Below are 24,437 nucleotides of genomic sequence, written 5' to 3'. Positions count from 1 at the left end.
GGATCTCCTCAATCTGGCTCAGTTCCAAGCAGTTTGAGATCCTTCGCTACGCTCAGGATGACGTACCTGGGGAGTTACAATTTATGTATCCTAACACTATTTTGCTTAAAAGATAACGCTTGACTCAATGCACGAAGTACATACGGAGATAGGGATGACAATAGAAGAATTGGAGAGAAAACTAAGTTCCATTGTAGATTATTATTATACCAATCGTATTGAGCTGAATGCCTATCAGCAAAATAAAATCAAGCTGACGCTGATGACCTGCTTTTCGCAATTGCTGGGACAATTCGTGGGGCAGCCGGACAAGCTTGAACGGGCCTATGCCGAGCTCGATAAATTGATAGAGGCCAACAGCGGAGAGGGGTATATAGCCTGGATTGAACAGCAAGTCAGCGATACGACCTATGAAAAGGGTTTGTGCCGTTATCTGCTCGCTCAGTGTCATCTTATCCTGCAAAAAAATGCTAATCATAAACCTTCGCAATATATGGAGGTATCCAACCTTGACCAGCTCATCAGCAAATTAAATAAAGACAGGGAAACTTCTGAGAATGTGGTGCAAAGCGCTTTACTCAGTAGTCTCATCACAATGTTTGGTTCCATTCAGGATTATCATAACAATGCCCGGGAGTTGCCGGAAAACTGGTTTCAAACCACTATCGATAAGTTACCTCTGGTCACTACAGCACTTTGCGCAGGTTTATATATCGAGGAATTTGCGATATTATTCGCGACAGTTTATGTGATCTGGAAAGGTTCGGACTGGCTACAGAAATCACAAATCGATATTGTTCAGGCAATTGGGAAACAGACCCATTATTTCATTGAAGTATTTTCAAAGCTGGCCGCGACAGCAATGGCACAGGGCACCAATCTGATTTATCTGATTTTTAAAGTGGGGCTGGCATTGAGCCTGGAGGCTCAGAAAAGGATATTTAACAGCATTATGCCTTCTGCAGCGCTAAGCGATTTATATCTGTCAGCAGAGATTGGTTTATGGGGGCATTACTTTAGTGAGTTTGAGATTAAACTGATTGCGGTTCCGCTTGAAGAATATATTTATCAGCAATCAAAACAAACCGCTGCCAGTCTTCGCTATGGCCATACAAAAAGCATGAAAATGAAGGAGCTTTTAAAAGTTTTCCAACAAGAAGACGCTTCAAATTATTCGCTCGAAATAAAGTTAAAAAATATCGAAGACCGGCTAAGAAAACTGTCTTACAACAAAGATATATGTGCCACAGGAACAGAAGCTGCCCGTGCGGTTACCAAGGCGCTCGCAACACTTAGAACTGTAAACAAGCCGACCCAGGAGGAACCTGGACTGTTTGAAGGTAATGAGTGCGAGCCAAGCGCTTTGACCTGTGTTTAAAGGAAGTGAGAGTAATTATGAAAATAGCTGTATATGGAGCAGGTTATGTGGGGCTGGTTTCCTCTGCCTGTTTCGCTAGTCTGGGACATGATGTTTTATGCGTGGATGTAAACCATAACCGAATTAAATCCTTACAATCAGGGCATTGTCCTATTCATGAAAAAAATTTGCCTCAATTGCTTTCTGAACAAAGCGGTGCAGGCAGGCTGCGATTTGATTCAGAGCTTGAAAAGGCAGTTTATTGCGCGAATGTTCATTTTATTGCCGTAGGCACACCGGGATTAGAGGATGGCCGCGCTGATTTATCTCAGGTCAAAGAGGTTGTCAGAAAAATAGCTCAACTGGCTGAAAGAGATAGTTTTATTATTTGTAAATCCACTGTTCCCGTAGGAACCGGGGAGCTTCTGGAAAATCTTGTTAAGGGAGAGTTAGCACTATTGAATAAGGATATTTCAGTGCATCTGGCATCTAATCCTGAGTTTTTGCGGGAAGGCTCTGCTGTGTTTGACTTTTTAAATGCCGACCGCATTATCGCAGGCGGAGAACCGTCTTCAATTGCCTGCCTGCAGGAAATCTATCAGCCATTAATCAACAAAGGTATACCGTTTCTTTCAATGAGCCGCTCTTCTGCCGAGTTGACCAAGTATTCAGCCAATGCCATGCTGGCCGCCCGAATAAGCTTTATTAACCAGATTAGCCAAATCGCAGAAGCTGCCGGGGCTAACATCGAAGAGGTGCGCCGGGGTATGGCGCTCGATGAACGCATCGGCCCTCACTTTCTGAATGCTGGAATAGGCTATGGCGGTTCCTGTTTTCCAAAGGATGTCAGAGCTCTGGCCCAATGTGCTGTCGACCTGCAATTGAACCCCTCTTTGCTGCTTGCGATAGACGAAGTGAACAATGAGCAGAAAAACTGGGTTTTTAAGCATTTGATGAGTCATTTTAATCAGAAATTGAGCGGTTTAAAGCTGGGATTTTGGGGATTGTCATTTAAACCGGATACAGATGATTTAAGAGAGGCGAGTAGTTTGATTGCAATTCAGTCGATTCTTCGGGAAGACGCTTTGGTGGTCGCCTATGATCCTGTAGCTACAGATGCTGCCCAGTTGCTTTTTCAGGGCGAGCATAATATCGTATGGGCAAAATCTGCCGAAGAAGTACTTAGTGCAGGTTTAGATGCTTTAATAATTGCCACTGAATGGTCTGAATTCCAGTCTTATTCTCTTTCTGCGATGAAACGATCTATTGGACGAGCGGCAGTTTTTGATGGACGTAATTGCTTTGACTTGAAAGCTGTCAAAGATGCCAATTTGCAGATGTATTATTCTGTAGGACGTCCTGTTGTTATTGGATATAACGATTAGGTGATTAGCGATGCCAATAAAAAAGGCGGTGTTTCCTGTTGCAGGACTAGGCTCCCGTTTTTTACCTGCTACCAAGGCTACTCCAAAGGAAATGTTGCCGGTTGTAGACAAGCCGCTGATTCAATATGCGGTAGAAGAAGCCGCGCGAGCCGGCTTCAATCATATGATTTTCATTACCAGCTCTACCAAAAGAGCTATAGAGGATCATTTTGATAAACAATTCGAGCTCGAAAGCCGGCTTTTAGAGCAAAGAAAAGAAAGCTTTCTGGAGCTGGTACGCAATGTTTCCCCTGAAGGGATTCAGTTTACCTATGTCCGGCAAAATCAACCGATGGGCCTTGGGCATGCGATTCTCTGTGCAGAGCATGTGATTGGTGAGGATCCCTTTTCAATATTATTGGCAGATGATTTGATTGACGATCTGCGTGTTCCCTGTTTATCGTCGATGGTCGATTTTTTTATGAATGAGAGAAAATCGATTCTGGCTGTTCAATCCGTTCCCTGGCACGATGTACATCAATACGGTGTAGTTAGCCTTGTAAATCCGCAGGAGCGTTTTTCCGAAGTGACCGGGATGATTGAAAAACCAGCAGCCAAAACGGCCCCTTCAAACCTCGCAGCAGTAGGGCGCTATATTTTTACTCCGGCAATTTTTACCGCATTACGGGAAACACCGCCAGACGAGCGCGGAGAAATTCAGCTTACTGATGGAATTAAGCGATTGCTTGACTGCGAAAAAGTATTGGCTTATCAATTTGACGGTAAACGCTATGATTGTGGATCCAAATTGGGATATATGCAGGCAAGTGTTGAGTTTGGATTGCGCCATCCGGAAATTGGAGAAAGCTTTCGCCAGTTTCTGGAGGAAATTACTGCTGTCTAGTTAATTTTGGCATTATTGTCCCAAGAGCTGAACAGGCTTACTGAAAACTAGCCTTGAATTATGTACTCGTTCTCTGGCAAGATGTAGGGCTTGATTCAGGATAAAAATAAAAGCAGTTTGAAATACTCGTAAACTGATAATGAGTGAATCCAGTGAGGATCTATGAAAATTTTGGTTGCAGTGAAGCGTGTAATTGACCCCTATGTAAAAATCCGTGTTAAAGCCGATAATCAGGGGGTAGAAACACAAAATATCAAGATGTCCATGAACCCTTTTGACGAAATTGCTGTAGAAGAAGCGCTTCGTCTGAAAGAGAAAAACTTAGGTTCTGAAGTGGTCATTATCTCAATTGGCAGCGACGCCTCTCAGGAAACCTTAAGGCATGGTCTGGCTCTGGGAGCTGATCGGGCTATTCTGGTCAAAACCGATCAGACTTTTTGCAGCCTGAATATCGCAAAAATTTTGTCGTCGATAGTTCATCAGGAAAAGCCAGGGCTGATATTAATGGGGAAGCAATCTATTGACGGGGATAATAACCAGACGCCGCAAATGCTTGCCGCCTTGTTAAACTGGCCTCAGGCTACATTTGCTTCTTCTTTGAATATTGAAAATAATACCATTACTGTGACCCGGGAAATTGATGGGGGTCTGGAAACCTTGCAAATGCAATTGCCCGCTGTAGTCAGTACAGATTTACGCCTTAATGAACCTCGTTATGCCAGCCTTCCTAATATCATGAAATCCAAGAAAAAACCGCTTGATATCATTGATTTGAGCAGTCTGAATCTTGAACTTAAAGAGCATGTTAAAGTGGTGTCGGTTACTGCACCCTCTGCGAGAAGCGCTGGTGTCAAACTCGACTCGGTCAGTAGTTTGATAGATAAATTAAAACATGAAGCCAAAGTGCTTTAATTCAGGGAGAGATTATGAGCGTTCTAGTCATTGCGGAACATGACAATAAACAATTGCACCCTGCGTCCCTGAATACTTTGGCAGCCGCACTTCAGCTTGATGATAAGCCGGTGTTTCTGGTGATTGGCCATAATTGTCAAGCTGTTGCCGAGCAGGCTGCCGCTGTGGCGGGTGTTCATTCGGTTCTCCTGGTGGATAACCCATGCTATGCCCATCAGCTGGCAGAAAATACAAGCCAGCTAGTGGCAAGCCTTGCTGAATCATTCACAGCCATTCTTGCTGCGTCTACAACGTTTGGAAAAAATATACTGCCACGGGTTGCGGCCTTGCTTGATGTGGCTCAGGTTTCGGATGTCAGCCGTATTATTTCCTCAGACGAGTTCCAGCATCCGGTTTACGCTGGAAACGCGATAGAAACGGTGAAAGTTCTCGATGCCATAAAAGTATTAACCATTCGTACCACAGCATTTGACAGCATTCAGGATAAACAATCGGCCTGCTGTATTGAACGAATCAGCACAGTGATTGCAGAAGAGAACTGCCATTTTGTAAGCCATCAGCTAAGCAAGTCAGAACGGCCTGAATTGGGGAGTGCAAAAATCATCGTATCGGGCGGGCGCGGTTTGCAGAATGCTGAAAAATTCAAATTGATTGAGGAGCTGGCCGATGTCCTGGGGGCTGCAGTGGGTGCGTCGAGAGCAGCTGTTGATGCCGGATTTGTTCCTAACGACTATCAGGTGGGGCAAACTGGCAAAGTAGTGGCCCCGGATTTATATTTTGCGATTGGCATTTCAGGAGCAGTTCAGCATTTGGCTGGAATGAAAGACTCTAAAGTGATTGTCGCAATCAATAAAGATGAGGATGCTCCTATTTTTCAAATAGCCACTTATGGATTGGTAGGTGATTTATTCGAGCTGGTGCCTCAGCTTATCGAGCAGTTAAAACAATAATCGGGGGGTGAATATGTTTGTCGGTGTTCCAAAAGAAATCAAACCGCAGGAGAATCGCGTGGGATTGGTTCCTGCCAGCGTTCGAGAAATTACGCGAGTAGGAAGCACCGTTTTTGTAGAAAAAGGAGCTGGCCTCGGTATTGGAATTACTGATGATCAGTATCGTGCCGCTGGAGCTGAGATCCTGGCAACTGCTGATGAGGTATTTGAGCGGGCTGAGCTAATTGTTAAAGTAAAAGAGCCCCAACCAGTGGAGTGCCATCGTCTTCGAGAAGGGCAAACCCTTTTTACCTATCTTCATCTGGCCCCGGATCCACAGCAGACTCGCCTGCTGAAAGAATCAGGCGCGACTGCAATTGCCTATGAAACGGTGACGCAAAATGACGGTGGCTTGCCTTTGCTGACTCCTATGTCTCAGGTCGCAGGGCGCATGTCCATTCAGGCTGGTGCTCATTGTCTGGAGATGGCGCAGGGTGGAAGCGGGGTTCTTTTAGGCGGCGTACCAGGTGTCGCTCCTGCCAATGTTCTGGTAATAGGCGGCGGAGTGGTAGGAACCAATGCAGTCCGAATGGCAATGGGAATGGAAGCAAGAGTAACGGTTCTTGATAAATCATTAACTCGTTTGCGTGAACTTGATTTTCAGTTTGGTGCCAAATTGAATACCATTTATGCCACCGCTGAAGCCTTGGAGCAGTATGTCACGAATGCTGATCTGGTTATCGGAGCGGTTCTGGTTCCAGGTGCTGCTGCACCCAAATTAGTAACGCGCTCGATGTTAAAAGCGATGCGGCCCGGTTCTGTGGTCGTTGATGTGGCCATCGATCAGGGCGGTTGTTTTGAAACCAGTCGACCGACTACGCATCATGAGCCAACTTATGTGATTGAAAATGTCGTGCATTATTGCGTGGCTAACATGCCTGGCGCTGTTCCGCGAACATCTACCTTTGCACTGAACAATGCGACGCTTCCCTTTGTAATCAGTCTGGTAACCAAAGGTGTCAAGCTGGCGCTGTTAAGTGATGGTCATTTATTAAATGGATTGAATGTTCATAGAGGAATGATCACGCATGAAGCAGTTGCTCGTGATCTGGGATATGAGTATGTCACAGCCACGGATGCTCTGGCGAGTTAAGTGTTTTGATTTGTGATGCCCTCAAGGCTGCCTGATAATGCAGCCTTGATAAGCGCCTGGATGTCAGTTAATGGCCTCCATGTCCTCCGAAGCCTCCCATTCCACCCGTACCGCCACCGCCATAATCTTCATCCACCGGATGCGGATATTTATCCGAAGTGCTGTTGCAAGCACTTAAAAGAGAGACACTACCGATAAGGGCTGATAGCATTACGACAAAACAAACCATCCTGCTGCGTTTCATAGTAAATCCTCTAAATTAACTGCCTGTTAATATCTCATTCAAGATTTGTTCCAGTTTATTTTGTGGATCAGCTGATTTTTTCATTGTACGCCAGGCGATGTGACCATCTGGCCGCACCAAAACAGCACCTGATTGAGTTAGTTCATAGATTTTAAGCCAGTTTCCCTGCGGATCTTGAAGATCTCCTTTCTCGCCAATGCGATAACTCTTTATTGGATATTTATTGCTAATGGCGCTAACAGCCTTGTGCCATTCTTGGTTTGCGTCGGCGCTAAGTAATACAAAATGATCATCGAATAAGTCAAGAGTAGAAATGGTAATCCCATTTTTTTCAAGAGGATAATGAGGTGCTCTGCTTCCAGGATAGGTGGAGGGCTGATAATCGGAGGTATTGGGAGATGGCGGGGGGCTGTTTTCCGCAATTATCGCACCACTTTCATAGCGAAACCCGATATCCAGTCCTACCTGATTCAAGTGCTCATTTTGTTCTTCCAGGGCCGCTGACATGGTTTCATAGTCTTCATTATAGAGGGCTTCAAAAATGCGGGTGAAGCGCATTGCGTTTTTTGTGCTCCAGGCAATATTATTCTGAGCAATTGGAGCACGCTCATCATAATATGTGTCAAGCAGGGAAGTAGTACCATAACCTTTAATAACAGCAGCAAGCTTCCAGGCGAGATTATGTGCATCCTGCACACCGGTATTCATTCCAAGTCCCCCCGTGGGCGGCAAACGGTGTGCGGCATCCCCGGCCAGGATGATTCTGCCTTTGCGGTAATTTTCAGCAATCAAGGCAGCCATAGTCCAGAACGCTTTATTAATCAGCTTTATCTGAATGGATTTATCATCCACGAGGTTTTCAATCAGTTCAATGCAGAATTGATCGGTAAAACTTTCCCTGGTCAATTCAGGAATGTGATCATAGCGCACACCAACCAGCCACCGTTTCGAGCCATCCTTGGAGAGCAGGGAGGTGCCCATAATATCCTTTCGGGTAAACATAAATCCAACACTGGGACGGTCACTTAAATATTTTGATAAATCCATTTCACAATAGATGTTACAAAACTCTCCCAGATTATCCTTACCCTGCATGTCGATGCCTAATATCGGCCTCGTGGTAGAATTGGCACCGTCGGCGGCAACCACATAGTCTGACTGTATGAGATATTGTTTTTGAGAAACAGTATCGAGCACTGTAGTTTTTACTCCCGACTCATCCTGCTCAAAACCAATCATTCTGGCATTAAAGTAGCACTGAATTTGCGGATAGCTTTGGGTTGCAGCGAGTAGTACCTCTTCTACCCAATCCTGTGAAATAACAGCCACTTCAGTCGGGCTGTAGGAGGAGGGTCTTGGCTTTGCATTGACTCGGGTCAATTCTTTACCTTGCAGAGACTCAAGCCAGATAAAGCGATGAGCTTCGGCAGGAAGCTGATATTGACGCAATTGTGATTCCAGCCCCCACAATCGAAAAATTTCCATTGTTCGGGTATTAACCCCTCTAGCCTTGGGATGATTGGTGGTGGCTGGATGTTTTTCAATGACGACTGACGTAATACCTTGCCTGGCAAGGCCAATAGCAGTACTTAAGCCAACTGGACCTGCACCTATTATAAGTACCTGAGTTCTTTGTTCCATAGTTTTCCTGGGAAATTAAATCATAAAGGAAATACCTGCTCCGAAATAATTTTCAAAAGAGCCGGGGTAGCCGCTTATTCGCTGGCCAGCGTTAATATCGATAATAATGGATGGGGTTATCAGAAACAGTATTCCTGCATCGGCATTGAATCCACTATGTTCACCAGGACCTGTTTTGGTTTCACCATACACTTCACCATAGGCGCTCAGGCGATCACTTAATGAATAACTGAGCACAAAATCCGGAATGAAGTTGTTATAGCGTTCACCGCCATTAAAGCGCGATTCTGTTAAGCTGCTGACGCCAAGCATTGTAGTAACACTCCACTTGGGATTAATAGTATAAGTAAGGATGGCGTTAGCACCGCCGCCAACTGACTTACTCCCATAGGCCGCGCTGCCATCAGGGAAAAATAGTTCAGCTTCCACCGCAATGACCCATTTATTATTGTTAATTAACATATGTTTTAACCCGGCCATGGTTTCGCTATTGCCATAGCGGGGCGAGAAGGATTGCTGATTATAAGTTGGCCAAAGTACATAGAGTTCATTGTTTCCCGGTAAACCGAAACGTGTCTCCATGTTAGGGTAGGTCTGTAGTGTGCCATCGCTATCTGTAAGACGCTGATATTGATAACCGGATTCAATAATGACTGATTTCCAGGGAACAGTGCAGGAGCTGTCTGCATAATTAGGTCGGTCAATGAGATTCAGGAAAGCGGTTGGGCCAGAGCAGGAACTAACCGGTTCATCGGCGAAAGCGGAATGAGAAGCAAATAGAAAAACGAAAATAGAGCGAGTGAGCCAGCTTTTAATAGGTTGAACACGTCCATAAGCCATTTTGCGATCCTGCATGATAACCAGAGAGTTTTGCTTAGTTTGTCATTTTGCCTGTATAGGATTAAAGATGCAATGCAGTGTTGCTCAGTAATCGGTCTGAATTTAAAAAAACAGAGAGTTGAGCGCGCCTTACAGAGAGGCCGCGCTACTCAGGATTGGTTAGGCTGTGGCAACGGCAGTCATTGGTGGTAGAGATAAACTGGTTTTTAATTCGGTTAAATTATTTATAAAGTCGCTTTCATTTTCCCAGTGCAAACCCTGTTTACTCATAGTTTTCAATAGAAGAGTACGGAAGGAATGTGGGTAAGTATTGCCATTTTTGTTATTATTTTCCAGAAAGTTCAATAGGAACCCTGCAGTGTCTTCCTCTTTTTGGGTAAATAATTTATCAAAAAAATCAATCGCTCGCTTTTGCCCTTCGGGTCCGTGGCGGTGAAAAATAGAGATTTTTGACCAGAAGCGATTAGTATAGTTTAAATACTCATCCAATGCTTCTTTTGCAAGTAATTTGAGATTATCACTGCTGTGAGGATTAACTTTTACTACAGCGTGTAGATCTCTTGGGATACCCAATCTAAAATCAGGCGCATTGCGAATTACATAATGCGTGCTGATATGGCTCACTTTATCGAGCAGATTAACCTTGGAGGAAGGGTTTGTAGCGGCGAAAATGTTTTCGTAGGTATCATCATAAAATTCAAGATGAGTGTTTGAGTAATTAAGCCCATGAAAAACTTTCAAGTAAGACAGAATATTCAGTATTTGAGTATTTTTTCCCTCAGGCATCACAGCGCCCAAGTGGGTATCGAAGTCTACAGGTTGAAGACTTGAAATCACAATTGGATGTGGTAACCCATCTGCACAGTATACTGAAAGCTTCGTATGTTCAAAATCAAAGCCCTCAACCAAGGTTAATGACTTTCCCAGTGCATATTCAATGTAGCATTTTACATACTCTGGATCATCATGATAAGTGGCGATTGCAGAAAGTCTTTTATCAGTAAATTTGAAATAATCCAGTACGCCTGCCTTGATATTAGTTACTGGCTTGAGTTGCGCCCGAGCTTTTTTGTTGAAAGTATGATGTCTGGTAATGGTTTGGTCAAAATCGAAAACAGCAATTTCACTAATATCAGTTGAATTGAAATTCCATGCGGGCATAGGCTTACCTTAATTATCAAAATGCGAAAATTATACGGGATATTAATTAAGGAAGGCTTAAGAAGGACAAAATATTGCCAGTAATGTGTAACTTGCTTGCTAAAAAAAGTCCTGGGTGGGATAGTAGCTTTATGGAAAATCTCATCAAGGACAATGAGTTCATGAGCTATGCACGAACTTTTATCTTATTATTGCTTACTGTCTCGAACTCCCTTTTCGCGCTCCCTGCAATGGAAGCAAAAATAGATACCATAGTGCAGACTGCCATGCAGCAAAACCATATTCCAGGCCTTGCTCTCGCGATAGTGGAAAATGGTCAACCTTTATTGATCAAAGGATACGGTAATGCGCAGTTGAACCCTTCTAGGCCTGTTTCCACTAAGAGTTTATTTGCGATAGGTTCCATTTCCAAGGTATACACTGCCTTTGCGATAATGAAATTAGTTCAGGAAGGCAAAGTAGGGCTTGATGATTCCATTTTAAAATACGTCCCCAAAGCCCCCGCTGCCTGGCGTGCGGTGACTATCCGCGAGCTTCTGTCGCATACCAGCGGTATTCCTCAGCACCAGGGACCGCATTTACCCTGGCAACGAGTATGGCAGCAGCTGGCCAAGCGGCCAATGCAGTTTGCACCGGGTACAAATACTCGCTATAACAATTTTGGTTTTATTGTTTTAGGAAGGGTGATAGAACGTGTCAGCGGACAAAGCCTTGCCAGCTATCTTCAAACTATAATATTTAATCCCCTGGATTTAAATCAAACCGGCTTTCCTGCAACACTAAATCCCCCTGGATTGGCTAATGGGTATCATTTTGTGAATGGGAAGTATATTCCTTCACCGAATCGCAAGCCCTGGCAACAAATGTGGGGGTCGGGGGGAATAGTCTCAAATATTGAAGACATGGCAAAATGGGATATGGCAATGAGCGCCGGCAAAATTTTAAGCCCTCAAACCTATCTGCAAATGTGGCGGCCAGTTACTCTGAAGAATGGGCAGCCCAGCGGTCGAAATGGATTGTTCTGGTCTTTGGGATGGCAGGTCTCCTATCGAAATAATAAACTGGTTGCCCAAAAAGATGGGGCTATCCGCGGATATAGCAGCTTTATGATTCGCCATATTGATGACAAGATATCCATTATATTATTGACCAATACGAATAAAGTTCGCCTGCCCAAACTGGCAAAACAAATTTTTCAGGCCGTTAAGGGAAGTGAAACAGCCCAATAGACTCAAATTGGTTATTGAATGTTCACAACCGCTTGAACAAGTTCTTCCGCCAAGGTATAAAGAGCCTCGCGGTTATAACAAGGTGTACTCTATGAAAAATATTATTCTTATGAGCTTATTTGTTTTCCTGTCTTTCGGACTGATTGTCAGCGAAGCCTCAGCAAAGCGATTCGGCGGTGGAAGAGGATTTGGTTCCTATCGAAGTAAAACGCTTTTCTCGAGAAATGTATCTGCCAAAAAACCACCAGTAACGAATAAGACCAGCCGCTTTCGCAGCGGTCTAAGTGGTTTTTTATTAGGAGGCTTACTGGCCAGTCTTTTTTTTCACAACGGTCTTGGAACAGCCCTATTCGGCTGGATGCTGATTGGCCTAATTGTGGCTGTTGTGCTGGGGCTATTGGCGAGACGCCGCCAACAGGATCTCGGAAACAGGCATTAATGACAAATCCCCTGGGTTTCAAGTTAAAATCCAGGGGGTTGAAGGTGTTTTCTGATTTTGTCCTGACTATCAGAGAAAGTTTTTCATTACATTGAATTGATAAGAATCCGGTTTAACACGCAGATTATAGCCCCCCCAACCATGACCGGTAGACCAGACCGTCCAACCTGCAAAGCCATAGTCTTTACCCTTGGCGCTATTTTCCTGCAGATATTGCATGAATTGTTGCAAGGGAGCACTACAACTGCCGGCGTTGGTTCCAGTGCCAAATTCTGTAACAATCGCCTTTAATTTATTCTCCTGTAAGTAATCAACAAACTCATCAAGATTAAAGGCATTTGGCCCCTTGGTTGTTAAATCCTGCAGACAGTCATTATGCGTACCGCTATAATCACTATCCAGATATTGATGGACATTAATCAGTATCTTTGAAAGATCGGTAATGCCGGCTTCAGCAAAATTTTCACGGGTAAACAACGTGGCATTGGAGTAGGTTTGCCCATCGCTTCCAGTCCACTGATAAGTTGTCCACGAGTGCAGCCCGGTCCAGCTGTTGCCTTCAACCAGAATATAACCCTGGAACCCTTTATTACGCAGGTATTTGATTAAATCAGCCTGGATAGTAAATACTTTATCATCCGGAATGCCCACTGGCTCATTCACTAAATCGAGCATTATGTAATTTTTGTCAATCTGACTGTCTTGCTGAATCAGATCAACTAATTGTCCCCACACGGATTCATATGCTTTGGGATCAAGAACTAAGGTTCCATCCGGACAAGGACCATCGGCACCGCATCCTGAGTATTGCTCACCAAATTTTGAGTAACGCATATAGGCGTGCAAGTCTATGATGGTATTTACTTTTGCATGGCTTAAGCTTTGCAGCAGAGGGCGAAGATAATTATCATAATAGGATTTGTTTATACTGCCTTTGCCAGCCCCATCCAATTGCACATAGCCCCAACTGATTGGTACTCTTACCGTATTTACTCCTGCTTTAATAAAGGTTTCAGTGTCTTTCAAATCCGAATTTGTTGTGGTGGAATCTTTTTCTGAAAGATTAGGAACGACCACCGGATCAATGGTTTTTCCAAATTCAAGGCCCGATAAATTAATCCCCGCAAACTGCCAGTAGCTATTTTCTTTTGGATTGGGTAGATTCATATTCGAGTCGATAGAGGTGTAATCGATAGCTCCTGTAACCACTCCGCGGCTATCAATCTGGCGGTCTTTATAGGTAATATGAACTCCTTCAGGCGGAGTATAGGCACTGATGGCATTGTTACCTGAGTTATTGATATTAAATCCTATATAGCCGAGATAAGTATTATCGCTGGAGCAACCCCCAAAGCGGAGTGTAGCTCCCGCATAGTATTGATTGCCGGATGCCGCATTGGCATCCCCGGATTGTCCTGGAGCGAGGGGGAGGGTGACTGTTCCGCCTTCATTCTGAATACAAATATAGGGTTTGACTGATCCACCAGGCCCGACACCGGCGATGCTGTTAGTCATCGAAGCGGCATAACTAATGCCTGGTAGTAACAAAACAACAGGTATTATCTTAAGCATGATAACCTCGGAAGTGTGTTTCAGTTGATACTAATGTATAATAAATAAACATGCGTGACTTCCTGTCTTTTTTGACAGGTATAGGGATCAAAATGCATCGGACTTGTCAGATATTTGCGAGCGCTCATTCACTGGACGATCTGAATTCATTGCTTTTTGATTATTTTAACACGCAGAATATTCACAGTTTTGCTATCACCTACTATCATCGCCATACCAAAACAGGAAGCCGCCTAATCTATGACTGGGTGAGCCCTGCATTAAAAATCTGGCATCAATATTATCTGGAACAAGGCTATGCGGATATTGACAGAACCCTTGAATATTCGGAAAAATCTCTGCTCCCGGTGTTCTGGAATGTCAGTGAGCAATTAGCCAGCGCAAAAAACAAGCGTGAACAACGGATACGTCAGGAGTCGCTTGATTATGGCCTTGATGTAGGATTAAGTATCCCGGTCTATGGCCCTCAGGGTGATTTTGTTGTTCTGGTTTTGCATCAGAAACAAAAAGAAAATGGGCTTAGGAACTGGCAGGAAAAGCAATACGAATGGATGATCATTGCTGCGATTTATTTTCAGCAGCTCAGGCATTTTATGGCGCATGATGCCGTGAAAGATGTGCCGCTCACCCAACGTGAAATGCAGTGTCTTGAATTAACATCACAGGGATTGAGACTGGAAGCAATTGCTAAAATCCTCGAGGTTTCAAGAAGGACAGTTAATTTTCATCTGCAGAATGCCAATAAGAAATTGGGTGTAAATAACAAATATATGGCAATAATACGCTGGCAGGAACAACAACAATAGACAAAAACCTTGCTGTATCAGGGCGACTTGGGTACAGTGCTGCCTATCCAGTGATAAGAGTCGGTGTTATGAAATCCTCGTTTGTCCATTTACGCGTTCATTCTGAATTTTCGATGATTGATGGTTTGGTCAGAATCAAGCCTTTGATTAAATCGGTGAGTGAACGGGGCATGAACGCGGTGGCTGTTACTGATCATTGCAATTTGTTTGCTGCCGTAAAATTGTTCAAAACAGCAGTGGATGCTGGAGTTAAGCCCATTCTCGGAAGTGATCTGACTTGTCATTATGCTGATAAACCGGAAGCCACTTCCTCCCTGGTGTTACTCTGTCAGAATGACCTTGGTTATCGTAATTTAACCTGTCTTGTATCCAGAGCCTACCAATTCGGCCAGCATCAGGGGCAGCCCCGTGTCCATTATGAATGGCTGGCAGAGCACGCCGAAGGGCTCATCGCACTTTCTGGCGGTCGATCCGGCATAATAGGCAAGGCACTGATAAGCGGTGATATGGATCAGGCTTATACTCTGGCTCATCACTTCAACCAACTGTTTCCCGGGCGTTTTTATCTGGAAATTCAGCGTACGGGTAGAAAGGATGAAAGCTTTTATAATGAAGCTATCGTTGAGATGTCGCAAAGCCTCGGAATTCCTCTCGTAGCGACCAATGATGTTCGTTTCATTTCCCAGAATGACTACCATGCGCATGAGGCCCGGGTGTGTATCCATCAAGGTTACACTTTGGCCGATCCCAGACGAAGTCAGGAATACAACGATAAGCAATATCTGCGCTCTGCAGATGAAATGGTCCAATTATTTGCTGATTTGCCCCAGGCTCTGGCGAATAGTGTTGAAATAGCAAAACGCTGTACGGTTAAGCTTGAACTTGGTCAAAATTATCTGCCCAATTTTCCAATACCTGATGGTTCCAGTGAAGCGGACTATTTATCTAAATTATCGCGAGAGGGTCTGGAAGAGCGATTGCAACAGATTTTTCGCAATGAAACCCCTGAAGTGTTGCTGGCCAAGCGAGAGGTCTATGATCAGCGCTTGCAGGTGGAGCTAGACGTTATTAATCGAATGGGCTTTCCTGGCTATTTTCTGATCGTTGCTGATTTTATTCAGTGGGCTAAACAAAATGGTGTACCGGTTGGCCCCGGACGGGGTTCTGGAGCCGGTTCACTGGTCGCTTACGCACTTAAAATTACTGATCTCGATCCCTTGTTGTATGAATTACTGTTTGAGCGTTTCCTAAACCCCGAGCGGGTCTCCATGCCTGACTTTGATATTGACTTTTGCATGGAGGGCAGGGACCGGGTTATCGAGTATGTCGCCGAAAAATACGGTCGACAAAGTGTCTCGCAAATTATTACCTTTGGTACGATGGCTGCCAAGGCAGTCGTGCGGGATGTCGGGCGTGTGTTGGGTCATCCCTATGGTTTTGTTGATAAAATTGCCAAGTTAATTCCCTTTGAAATTGGTATAACGCTTTCCAAGGCGCTTCAGGATGAAGAAGAGTTAAAGCGTCGTTATGATGAGGAAGAAGAGGTCAAAGAGCTTATCGATCTGGCAATGAAGCTTGAGGGCATTACCCGAAATGCCGGTAAGCATGCGGGAGGCGTGGTGATAGCCCCCTCCACCTTAACTGATTTTACCGCGATTTACTGTGAAGAGGGCTCTTCTCAGATTGTAAGTCAATTTGACAAGGATGATGTGGAAGCGGCAGGGTTGGTAAAGTTTGACTTTCTTGGGCTGAGGACACTGACAATTATCGATTGGGCGCTACAGACGGTAAATCACTTAAGAGCGGTTCAAAATGAGCCACCTATCGATATAGGCTTAATTCCTACGGATGATCAGGCGTCTTTTGATTTGTTAAAAGCCTGCCAGACAACGGCTGTTTTTCAGCTTGAATCTCGTGGAATGAAGGAGCTTATACATCGCCTCCAGCCTGACTGCTTTGAAGATATTATCGCTCTGGTCGCACTGTTTCGACCTGGTCCTTTGCAATCGGGTATGGTGGATGATTTTATAGACCGAAAACATGGGCGTGCAAAAGTAGAGTATCCACATCCTGATCTGGAGCCCATCCTGAAGCCGACTTACGGGGTTATTCTTTATCAGGAACAGGTGATGCAGATTGCCCAGGTTCTGGCAAATTATACACTTGGCGCTGCAGACATGCTGCGGCGTGCCATGGGAAAAAAGAAACCTGAGGAAATGGCCAAACAGCGGGCAATTTTTACCGAAGGGGCGGTCGGTCGAGGAGTTGAGGAAGCGACTGCCACCTATATTTTCGACCTGATGGAAAAGTTTGCTGGCTATGGATTCAATAAGTCGCACTCGGCAGCCTACGCGCTGGTGGCGTATCAAACCGCCTGGTTGAAAGCTCATTTTCCTGCTGCATTTATGGCGGCAGTAATGTCTTCTGATATGGATAATACGGATAAGGTAGTGACGTTCATCAATGAATGTTACCAGATGAAGCTTACTATATTGCCTCCTTCGGTTAACACCTCGCAATTTAAATTTACCGTGGCCAATAACAACACCATTTTATATGGTCTGGGAGCCATTAAAGGTGTTGGTGAATCTGCTATCAGTTGTATTGTTCAGGAACGTCAACAATCTGGAGCCTTTTCGGGCCTATTTGATTTTTGCCACCGGCTTGATCTGAGAAAAGTGAATCGCCGGGTCCTTGAAGCCCTCATTAAATGCGGAGCAATGGATGAATGGGGGCAGGAGCGTTCCGTACTATTCGCTTCGCTTGAAAGGGCACTAAAACTTGCGGATGCCGCACAGCAGAATCAAAATAGCGGTCAAACCGATCTTTTTTCTTTAATAGATGATTCCGCCTCGCGAGAGGATTACCAGGAAGCTCGCCCCTGGAATCAGATGCAGCGCCTGGATGGGGAAAAAGAAACCCTTGGGTTATATTTCAGCGGTCACCCAGCGGCGCAATACATTGAAGAATTGCAAAGCAAAGTGACCCCAATTCTTAAATTAAACCCAGGTAATGCAAAAAAAGCCTGGATCTGTGTGCTACTCACCGGATTACGCCGTGTGCTGACCAAACGCGGAAAAAAGCTGATTATTTTGTCGGTGGAAGATGTGTCTGGCAAGATGGATGTGGTTGTTTTTTCTGAGGTTTTTGATTCCGTTGCCGCTGATATTCAAACAGGTATGATGCTGGCAATTGAAGGAGAAATCAGCAAAGATGATTTCAGCGGTGGGATAAAAATGTCAGCCAGCCAGATTTTGACTATTGCTGAGGCGCGAAATCATTTTGCAAAATCGCTTAAAGTGAATCTGAATTATCAGCATGCTGAACATATTATGGCGCTTAAAGCGATATTAAAAAATCACAAAGGGCATTGCGTAGTTCAGGTCTTATATGAAGCGGAGAAAGCGAGCGTTTTATTAAGTCTTGGGAAAGAATGGTGTGTATCGCCGAGTGACGACTTATTGAATTCCTTGCGTGAGATCCTCGGAAATGACCGCATCAGAATGTGCTATTAAGGATTTGTAAATAATCATTTTTGGCCATTTAGAACCAGACTCAGTAAATACTTTGGGCTTTATAGCATGCAATTTGCTGCTGCGTATTGAGAAACGGGCCTCGCATAGGCTAACATTGAGGTAATTTTTGTAATGGATTGTAAATATGACCATTTTATATCGAATCGCTGTTTTACTGTCGATTATTTTTTCGATGACAAGTCATGCTGCAGATTCCAGAAAGCAGGTTTTTCACCGCAGCTTCTGGAATCCAATGTATCATGGAGAGCGTCTGAATTACTGTTCTCTGGACGGTAAAAAATGCGGTTTGGAGCTGGCGACCGTGTATTGCCGGATGATGGGGTATAAGCGTGCTGATCAGGCGATAAAAGATAACAATATCGGTTTGACCAATTATCTGGTCACTACCATGCGCTGCAAGGGATGGCAATGTAATGGTTTTAAAACCATTCGCTGCGTGGGCGATATTTCGCATACACCCGCACAGCCTTACCATTATCGATATCGACGATTCGTGGTTCCGCGATACAATAATTATCGGGTTGCCTGGTGTTATGATGGAGAAAAAGGCTGCGGACGCCGTGCTGCTTATTCGTTTTGCCGACGAATGGGCTACCTCAATGTCAAAAAATACCAGATTGAGAAATGTGTGAAGGCAACCAAGGCTATTGGTAATCAAAAGCTCTGTTTCGGGCCGACCTGTAGTGCATTTGCCGAAATCAACTGCTATCGATAACCGTCAAAAATTTCGTGGGTTTTAATTTTTTTTGTCATATATTTGACAGAGGATGAACTGTTAACAATACTGAACACTAGGTGTTTTGACTTAAGGATAAGATTTATGCGTGGTAAGGAGACTGTGTTTGTAATTGATGAAAACAAGGAACGTTGTGACAAACTCAGTGTCATTCTTAATTTTATCGGCAAGCCTTGTTCAATTGTAAATTTTTCGACATTCATGCAGATAGACGATTTGCATGGCCAAATTGCTATAATAGGGCTTGAATCAGAAGCAAGTCTTGAGCTATGTCTCAGGCAGTTGGCTGCCCGGGAGCCATTGGTCCCGGTTATACTAATTGATCCACCCGTATCTCAGGTGGTATCAAAAATTCGAAATGTGATTGCCTCGCTTTATTTCCCTTTCAGTTATCATCAGATCCTGGAATCCCTGCATAAGTGCCAGATTGTTTTGGAGCGGCAATACTCAAAAAGGGAAGAATCCAACCAGCCGATGCTGTTTCGCAGCCTTGTAGGGAACAGCGAATCAATAAAGCAGGTGAGGAAACTTATTGCTCAGGTGGCCAACAGTGAAGCCAATGTCCTTATTCTTGGAGAGTCAGGCACTGGAAAGGAAGTGGTCGCAAGAAATATTCATGCTCTTTCGGAACGTGCAGGTAAACCCTTCATTCCAATTAATTGCGGTGCTATTCCAGCTGAATTGCTGGAAAGCGAATTGTTTGGACATGAAAAAGGCGCATTTACCGGGGCCATTACGTCTCGTCAGGGACGATTTGAACTGGCTAATGGGGGCACGCTGTTTCTCGATGAAATAGGCGATATGCCGCTTGCCATGCAAGTAAAGCTTTTAAGAGTGCTGCAGGAGCGCTGCTTTGAGAGAGTGGGCAGTAATAAAAGTATTGATGTCGATGTCCGAATTCTTGCAGCGACACATCGTAATCTGGAGCAGGCAATAAAAGAGGGCAAGTTTCGCGAGGACTTATTTTACCGCTTAAATGTGTTTCCAATTGATGTTCCCCCTTTAAGGGCGCGAAAAGAGGATTTGCCCTTATTAATTAATGAGCTGGTCGCCAGAATTGAGGGGGAGGGTAAATCGGGGGTGCGCTTATTACCTGCCGCTCTTGAGGTTTTGGAACGATATCAATGGCCTGGGAATGTCAGAGAACTTGCTAATCTGATCGAGCGCTTAAGTATTTTATATCCTAACGGGATTGTGGATACTGGTGATTTACCCAGCCGATTTAAAACAGGCACACGTTCATCTGGGATAATAGGCTCGGAGAGAGAAACTTTACTGACTGTACTGGGCCAGGAGCAGCCACAAACCGCTGACGGGATTGATCTGAAAGAACATCTGGAGAAAACGGAGCTGGCTTTAATTAGTCAAGCATTGAACGAATCCGACTGGGTTGTCGCTCATGCAGCAAATTATCTGAATATGCGGCGCACCACTCTGGTGGAGAAAATGAGAAAATATGGCTTAACCAGGCCAGAAAGACTTCAGTCTTAATTGAGGGTTAATGCCTGCCGCTTCGCAGCAGGCGTTATTTGGTCTTGGTTAATGTCGCTAAGGATGGGAGTGAGGAGGACGGATTATTCTTTATCTTCCTTTTTATTTTCAGCAGCGGAGGCTTCAGTTTTTTTGGTGACGACTGTCTCTGTTTTTGAGCTTACAATTTCTGTTTCTTCAGTTTTGTTGGCTGCTTCCGCTTCTTCCCGATGCTTTTTATATTCGTCAACGATTTCGCCTACACTATTTTTCACATCCTTAAACAACTTACTTGCAAAAGAGGTGATTTCTTGCAAGTTAGGAAGCTTGGATTTAAAATCAGACATCGTATTCTCCACTCGTCTATAAAAATTTCTGTTAATTTAATTATATCTAAATTAATAAATTTCGCGAGAATTTCCCTGTTATTATGCACATAGCCCTGCTTAGATATGTTGCGCAAGCCTTAATCTTTGAGATCGGATTATTTTGATAGATGGTTGCCCGCCTGCGCGGGCATGACATTTTTCCAAGAGGGAAGCGTAGGAAACTGTTATACAGATAAAATCCTGTCATGCCCGCGCAGGCGGGCAACCATTTTGCATTTGGCACTGAATATGTTGGACTTGTGTTCTTTTTATGTTTCAAATACCATTGCCTCATTTCATTTTTAAGCAGTGCTCATGCATCCCTCCTTAGCAAACTATTTCAAAATTTATACAAAAGAAGCTGCTCCTTTCATGCATCGGCAGCTTGAAGAATGGAGAGTAGCAAAACCGCTGGCAGGTTTACGAGTGGTGCACCACGTTCCCCTGGTTCCCAATACACTATTAAAAATAGCCTGTCTTATTGCAGGGGGCGCGGAAGTGACGGTGACAAACCCTTCTTCATTTATGACGGCTCATCCCGAGGCGGTAGATTGTTTAAAGCAGGCTGGCATTCGGTATACTGAAAATCTGAGTCAGTTACGATCTGAGACTTTTGATCTTTATTTTGATTGTGGCGCTGAACTGTATCAGGCTTTGGGTAAGCCAGGCATCGGATCAATTGAGCTAACTGGCTCAGGCGATCTATTTTACCGTAACCAGGCACTGAATTTTCCAGTAATCAGTATTGATCACAGTTTAACAAAGCAACTTGAAACTGTTTTTGGCTGTGCTGATAGTTGCCATTCAGCGATATCACAATTGCTTGGCATCAATACGGTAAACAAATCATGGCTAATTTTTGGCTTTGGAAAAATTGGCAGGGGAGTCGCCTATTTCTGTGCTCAGAATAAAGCTGCTGTTATGGCAGTTGATATCTGTGAAAATCAACGCAGGTCAGCCCGACAGCTAGGAATAGAAGCGATTACCCCGCTAGATAGGCAAACATTACATCAAGCGATCCAGAATGCGGAAATTATTGTTACCGCAACAGGAAGCAAAGCGATTATGAATGCCTACCCGCATGACTGGTTTAGTGGGAAGATATTGGCCAATATGGGTGTGTATGATGAGTATGGAGCAGGGTTTGGTGAGGAAGAAGTCCTTAACCAGAAAAAACCAGTTAATTTTGTTCTCAATGACCCCACTCCAATGAAGTATATTGACCCTGAGTTTTATATTCATAATATTGCCGCTTTGACGTTATTGTCTGAAAACTTATCTCAGGGAGTGCATGGGCCAACAAAAGATCTGGATAGCAGAATCATAGAAGACTGGTGCAAGTATCATTCATTCCATTTAGAGATTATTAACAAATGGTTTGTTAACTACATATAGGTTGGGCCCTTGGCCCAACCTAAGTGGAGGCAGTTTTTCAGCTCAAGCCCAGGGATGAAGCATTTTGGCAGCCGGTTTAAGGATTTTACTGGCTAGCGACTGGCGGTGATGTGAAATTATTTTATACACATTAAAGTGATTCAGTTTTTCAATAATTACCTCATCGCTGGTTTTCAATTCGTCTACCAGCTTTAACTTGAAGGCATCGAGTGACAGCCAGTGCTCTCCTGTGGATACTTGATCGATATCAATTTCCTCGCGATTCTGCAACACAAATTCGCGAAAGGCCTGATGTATTTTTTCAAGATCCTCCTGAAATTTTTGCCTTCCCTTTTCGGTGTTTTCTCCAAGAATAGTCAGTGTTCTTTTATATTCGCCGGCAGTAATTAACTCTACGTCCACATTGTGTTTTTTCAACCAGCGATGAAAGTTTGGGATTTGTGAAACCACGCCAATGGATCCTACAATTGAAAAAGGGGCCGCAACTATTCTATTGGCAATGCACGCCATTAAATATCCGCCGCTGGCGGCAACTTTATCAATGCAGACAGTCAATGGAATATTCTTATCGCGAATGCGCAGTAATTGGGAGGCTGCAAGACCATAGCCATTCACAGCACCACCTGGACTTTCCAGCAGAAGCAACACTTCATCTTTCTTACCCGCTATGGATAAAATCGCAGTGATGGCATCACGCAATTGCTCCACTTCAGTGGCTTTAATATCCCCATGAAACTGTAAAACATAGAGGGAAGGCTTTTCTGATTTGCTTTCTTTTTTGGACTTTTTAACTTTCTCTGCTTTGCCAGTGACTTTTTTAAACATCAACTGCCTGATCTCTTCATATTGTTTATTAAGAGAGACAATTTCCAGTTTAGGCCTTGGTTTTTTGCTTATCGCCATGATTCCAGCTAAAGCAAGCAAAAGACTAATCACAATGGTTAAACACTTTAAAAGAAACATCCCGTAATGGGCCAGAAATTCCATACCAACTCTCAAAATTCAAATTGTCATAAGATCCTTCATAATTAAGGATAAAGCAAGAAAATTTGTAAGTTCTTCACTCTGGGTTATAATAGGCATTTCCCTCCAAGATTCAGTATGTTTAGCGTTTCTGCACTCAGCTTTGAATATGAAGATCAGTTATTATTCAAAAATGTCAGTTTTTCCCTCGTCCGAGGTCAATTATTGCATCTGAAAGGGGTTAATGGTTCCGGAAAAACGACTCTTTTGCGTTTGATAGCCGGTTTACAACAACCAGTGTCTGGTGATATTTGTTTCAATGGAAAATCAATTTATGAGGATTTATCCTCCTATTACCGTCAGATTTGCTATGTGGGCCATAAGCAGGGATTAAGTCCTTTATTGACTGTCAGGGAAAATTGCCTTTTTGATTTACAGCAGCAAAGCCAGCAGGATTTGTATGAAATTTTCTCGCGCTTAAGATTGACAGAAGTCGCTGATAAACCTGTTTATCAATTGTCAGCGGGACAACGGCGCCGGGCCGGCTTACTTCGTATTCTAATGACAAAAGCCAACTTATGGTTATTGGATGAACCATTAACTGCTCTGGATGAGTTTTCTCTGCGCTGTCTGGCAGGCTGTTTGAATGAGCATTTGGGGCGGGGTGGTCAGGTCGTGATGACTTCTCATCAGCAACTACCTTCTCAATTACGACCTGATCTGGAGTACTGTCTTTGAGAATATTCAAAAATCAGCTAAAGCGAGAATTACTTATTTATTCACGCCAGCCTCGCGGGCTACTGAATACCAGTTTGTTTTTTTTCATGATTGTCATTTTCTTTCCCCTGACTATTCCGCCTGTTAAAGAAATTGTGCGTCAGGTCGCTCCAGGTTTAATCTGGACTGCCATGCTATTGTCTCTGTTGCTGGCATCGGAGCGAATATTTCAGCAAGATTATGAGGATGGCATCATTGAACAATGGTTAATATCCGGTTTTTCGCTTAACCTGATTGTTGTAGCCAAGCTTTTTATCCACTGGTTATTTTCTATTATTCCCATGTTGTTATTTTGCCCCTTGCTGGCATTTCTATTTAGTTTTAGTTATCAGGAAGCCGCTTTACTGGCCGCAAGCTTAATTTTAGGAACCCCTGCTATTCTTGCTCTTTGTGTACTGGCTGCCGCCTTTAGCACTCGCTTACAACAGAAAGGGATTTTCATGGCTTTAATTCTCCTGCCTTTGGTAATTCCGGTGATGATATTTGGAAGTGGAGCTTGCCTGGCCGCCCTGGAGGGTTCATCTGCTTCTGCTTATCTGGCAATTCTTGCTGCACTGTCTCTTCTGGCAGTCAGTTTTCTGCCTTTTGCAATTTCTGCTGTGATTCGCATTAGCCTTAGCGATTAATGCATGATAGAATTT

The 24,437-nt window shown here is 44.0% G+C and carries 22 protein-coding genes; 15 read left to right on the top strand and 7 right to left on the bottom strand.

Annotated elements, in window-relative coordinates; genetic code table 11:
• Positions 1-154 precede the first annotated feature (154 nt).
• The 6 genes from B1207_RS00295 to ald all read left to right on the top strand — a co-directional run bounded on the left by B1207_RS00295 (position 155) and on the right by ald (position 6,619).
• Entirely contained in the window at positions 155-1,378 is a 1,224-nt protein-coding gene (locus tag B1207_RS00295) for a hypothetical protein (protein WP_112218012.1), read from the top strand.
• A 17-nt stretch (positions 1,379-1,395) separates the two neighbouring features.
• Positions 1,396-2,742 (top strand): UDP-glucose dehydrogenase family protein, encoded by a 1,347-nt coding sequence (locus tag B1207_RS00290; protein ID WP_112218011.1) that lies wholly within the window; start codon positions 1,396-1,398, stop codon positions 2,740-2,742.
• A 10-nt stretch (positions 2,743-2,752) separates the two neighbouring features.
• Positions 2,753-3,625, top strand: coding sequence for a UTP--glucose-1-phosphate uridylyltransferase GalU (gene galU, locus B1207_RS00285; RefSeq protein WP_112218010.1), 873 nt, complete (start codon positions 2,753-2,755; stop codon positions 3,623-3,625).
• A gap of 162 nt (positions 3,626-3,787) precedes the next feature.
• The gene (locus B1207_RS00280) at positions 3,788-4,537 is read left to right on the top strand and encodes an electron transfer flavoprotein subunit beta/FixA family protein (protein WP_112218009.1); all 750 of its coding nucleotides are present in this window, start codon (positions 3,788-3,790) and stop codon (positions 4,535-4,537) included.
• A 14-nt stretch (positions 4,538-4,551) separates the two neighbouring features.
• On the top strand, positions 4,552-5,487 hold the full coding sequence (locus B1207_RS00275; RefSeq protein WP_112218008.1) for an electron transfer flavoprotein subunit alpha/FixB family protein: 936 nt from the start codon (positions 4,552-4,554) through the stop codon (positions 5,485-5,487).
• A gap of 13 nt (positions 5,488-5,500) precedes the next feature.
• Entirely contained in the window at positions 5,501-6,619 is a 1,119-nt protein-coding gene (gene ald / locus B1207_RS00270) for an alanine dehydrogenase (RefSeq protein ID WP_112218007.1), read from the top strand.
• A gap of 67 nt (positions 6,620-6,686) precedes the next feature.
• On the opposite strand, the gene B1207_RS15880 is transcribed toward ald, so the two are convergent.
• The 4 genes from B1207_RS15880 to B1207_RS00255 all read right to left on the bottom strand — a co-directional run bounded on the left by B1207_RS15880 (position 6,687) and on the right by B1207_RS00255 (position 10,505).
• A complete protein-coding gene (locus B1207_RS15880; RefSeq protein WP_172458039.1) occupies positions 6,687-6,863 on the bottom strand; it encodes a hypothetical protein in 177 nt (58 codons plus the stop codon).
• Positions 6,864-6,878: 15 nt separating this feature from the next.
• Entirely contained in the window at positions 6,879-8,504 is a 1,626-nt protein-coding gene (locus tag B1207_RS00265; protein WP_112218006.1) for an FAD-dependent oxidoreductase, read from the bottom strand.
• 15 nt (positions 8,505-8,519) lie between these two features.
• On the bottom strand, positions 8,520-9,344 hold the full coding sequence (locus tag B1207_RS00260; protein ID WP_172458037.1) for a transporter: 825 nt from the start codon (positions 9,342-9,344) through the stop codon (positions 8,520-8,522).
• Between the two features lie 159 nt (positions 9,345-9,503).
• Entirely contained in the window at positions 9,504-10,505 is a 1,002-nt protein-coding gene (locus B1207_RS00255; RefSeq protein ID WP_112218004.1) for a hypothetical protein, read from the bottom strand.
• Positions 10,506-10,666: 161 nt separating this feature from the next.
• On the opposite strand from B1207_RS00255, the gene B1207_RS00250 reads away from it, so the two are divergent.
• Positions 10,667-11,734 carry a serine hydrolase domain-containing protein gene (locus B1207_RS00250; protein ID WP_112218320.1) on the top strand — a complete coding sequence of 356 codons (1,068 nt, stop codon included), beginning with the start codon at positions 10,667-10,669 and terminating at the stop codon, positions 11,732-11,734.
• 91 nt (positions 11,735-11,825) lie between these two features.
• Positions 11,826-12,173 (top strand): hypothetical protein, encoded by a 348-nt coding sequence (locus B1207_RS00245; RefSeq protein ID WP_112218003.1) that lies wholly within the window; start codon positions 11,826-11,828, stop codon positions 12,171-12,173.
• A 69-nt stretch (positions 12,174-12,242) separates the two neighbouring features.
• Here the strand turns inward: B1207_RS00245 and B1207_RS00240 are convergent, their stop codons facing one another.
• Positions 12,243-13,745, bottom strand: coding sequence for a glycoside hydrolase family 5 protein (locus B1207_RS00240; protein ID WP_112218002.1), 1,503 nt, complete (start codon positions 13,743-13,745; stop codon positions 12,243-12,245).
• A 92-nt stretch (positions 13,746-13,837) separates the two neighbouring features.
• Here B1207_RS00240 and B1207_RS00235 point away from each other — a divergent pair, with 92 nt between their 5' ends.
• From B1207_RS00235 to B1207_RS00220, 4 genes are all read left to right on the top strand, one after another.
• Entirely contained in the window at positions 13,838-14,551 is a 714-nt protein-coding gene (locus tag B1207_RS00235; RefSeq protein ID WP_112218001.1) for a helix-turn-helix transcriptional regulator, read from the top strand.
• A 68-nt stretch (positions 14,552-14,619) separates the two neighbouring features.
• On the top strand, positions 14,620-18,066 hold the full coding sequence (dnaE, locus tag B1207_RS00230) for a DNA polymerase III subunit alpha (protein ID WP_112218000.1): 3,447 nt from the start codon (positions 14,620-14,622) through the stop codon (positions 18,064-18,066).
• A gap of 145 nt (positions 18,067-18,211) precedes the next feature.
• Complete coding sequence (locus B1207_RS00225; protein WP_112217999.1) at positions 18,212-18,802, top strand: hypothetical protein; 591 nt, start codon at positions 18,212-18,214, stop codon at positions 18,800-18,802.
• 105 nt (positions 18,803-18,907) lie between these two features.
• A complete protein-coding gene (locus B1207_RS00220; protein WP_112217998.1) occupies positions 18,908-20,314 on the top strand; it encodes a sigma-54 interaction domain-containing protein in 1,407 nt (468 codons plus the stop codon).
• A gap of 83 nt (positions 20,315-20,397) precedes the next feature.
• On the opposite strand, the gene B1207_RS00215 is transcribed toward B1207_RS00220, so the two are convergent.
• On the bottom strand, positions 20,398-20,640 hold the full coding sequence (locus B1207_RS00215; protein WP_112217997.1) for a hypothetical protein: 243 nt from the start codon (positions 20,638-20,640) through the stop codon (positions 20,398-20,400).
• 336 nt (positions 20,641-20,976) lie between these two features.
• Here B1207_RS00215 and B1207_RS00210 point away from each other — a divergent pair, with 336 nt between their 5' ends.
• The gene (locus B1207_RS00210; protein WP_112217996.1) at positions 20,977-22,056 is read left to right on the top strand and encodes an NAD-binding protein; all 1,080 of its coding nucleotides are present in this window, start codon (positions 20,977-20,979) and stop codon (positions 22,054-22,056) included.
• A 42-nt stretch (positions 22,057-22,098) separates the two neighbouring features.
• Here the strand turns inward: B1207_RS00210 and sohB are convergent, their stop codons facing one another.
• On the bottom strand, positions 22,099-23,043 hold the full coding sequence (gene sohB, locus B1207_RS00205; RefSeq protein WP_112217995.1) for a protease SohB: 945 nt from the start codon (positions 23,041-23,043) through the stop codon (positions 22,099-22,101).
• A 114-nt stretch (positions 23,044-23,157) separates the two neighbouring features.
• On the opposite strand from sohB, the gene ccmA reads away from it, so the two are divergent.
• Together ccmA and ccmB are read left to right on the top strand one after the other, a co-directional pair.
• Complete coding sequence (ccmA, locus tag B1207_RS00200) at positions 23,158-23,757, top strand: cytochrome c biogenesis heme-transporting ATPase CcmA (RefSeq protein WP_112217994.1); 600 nt, start codon at positions 23,158-23,160, stop codon at positions 23,755-23,757.
• Entirely contained in the window at positions 23,754-24,422 is a 669-nt protein-coding gene (gene ccmB, locus B1207_RS00195; protein ID WP_233012612.1) for a heme exporter protein CcmB, read from the top strand. Before ccmA ends, ccmB begins: the two co-directional genes overlap by 4 nt.
• Positions 24,423-24,437: the final 15 nt, after the last annotated feature.

This window comes from Legionella quinlivanii (assembly GCF_003265995.1).
GTDB classification, from domain to species: Bacteria; Pseudomonadota; Gammaproteobacteria; order Legionellales; family Legionellaceae; genus Legionella_C; species Legionella_C quinlivanii_A.
The sequence above is the reverse complement of the archived record's forward strand: the minus strand, read 5'-3'. Positions and strand labels throughout refer to the sequence as shown.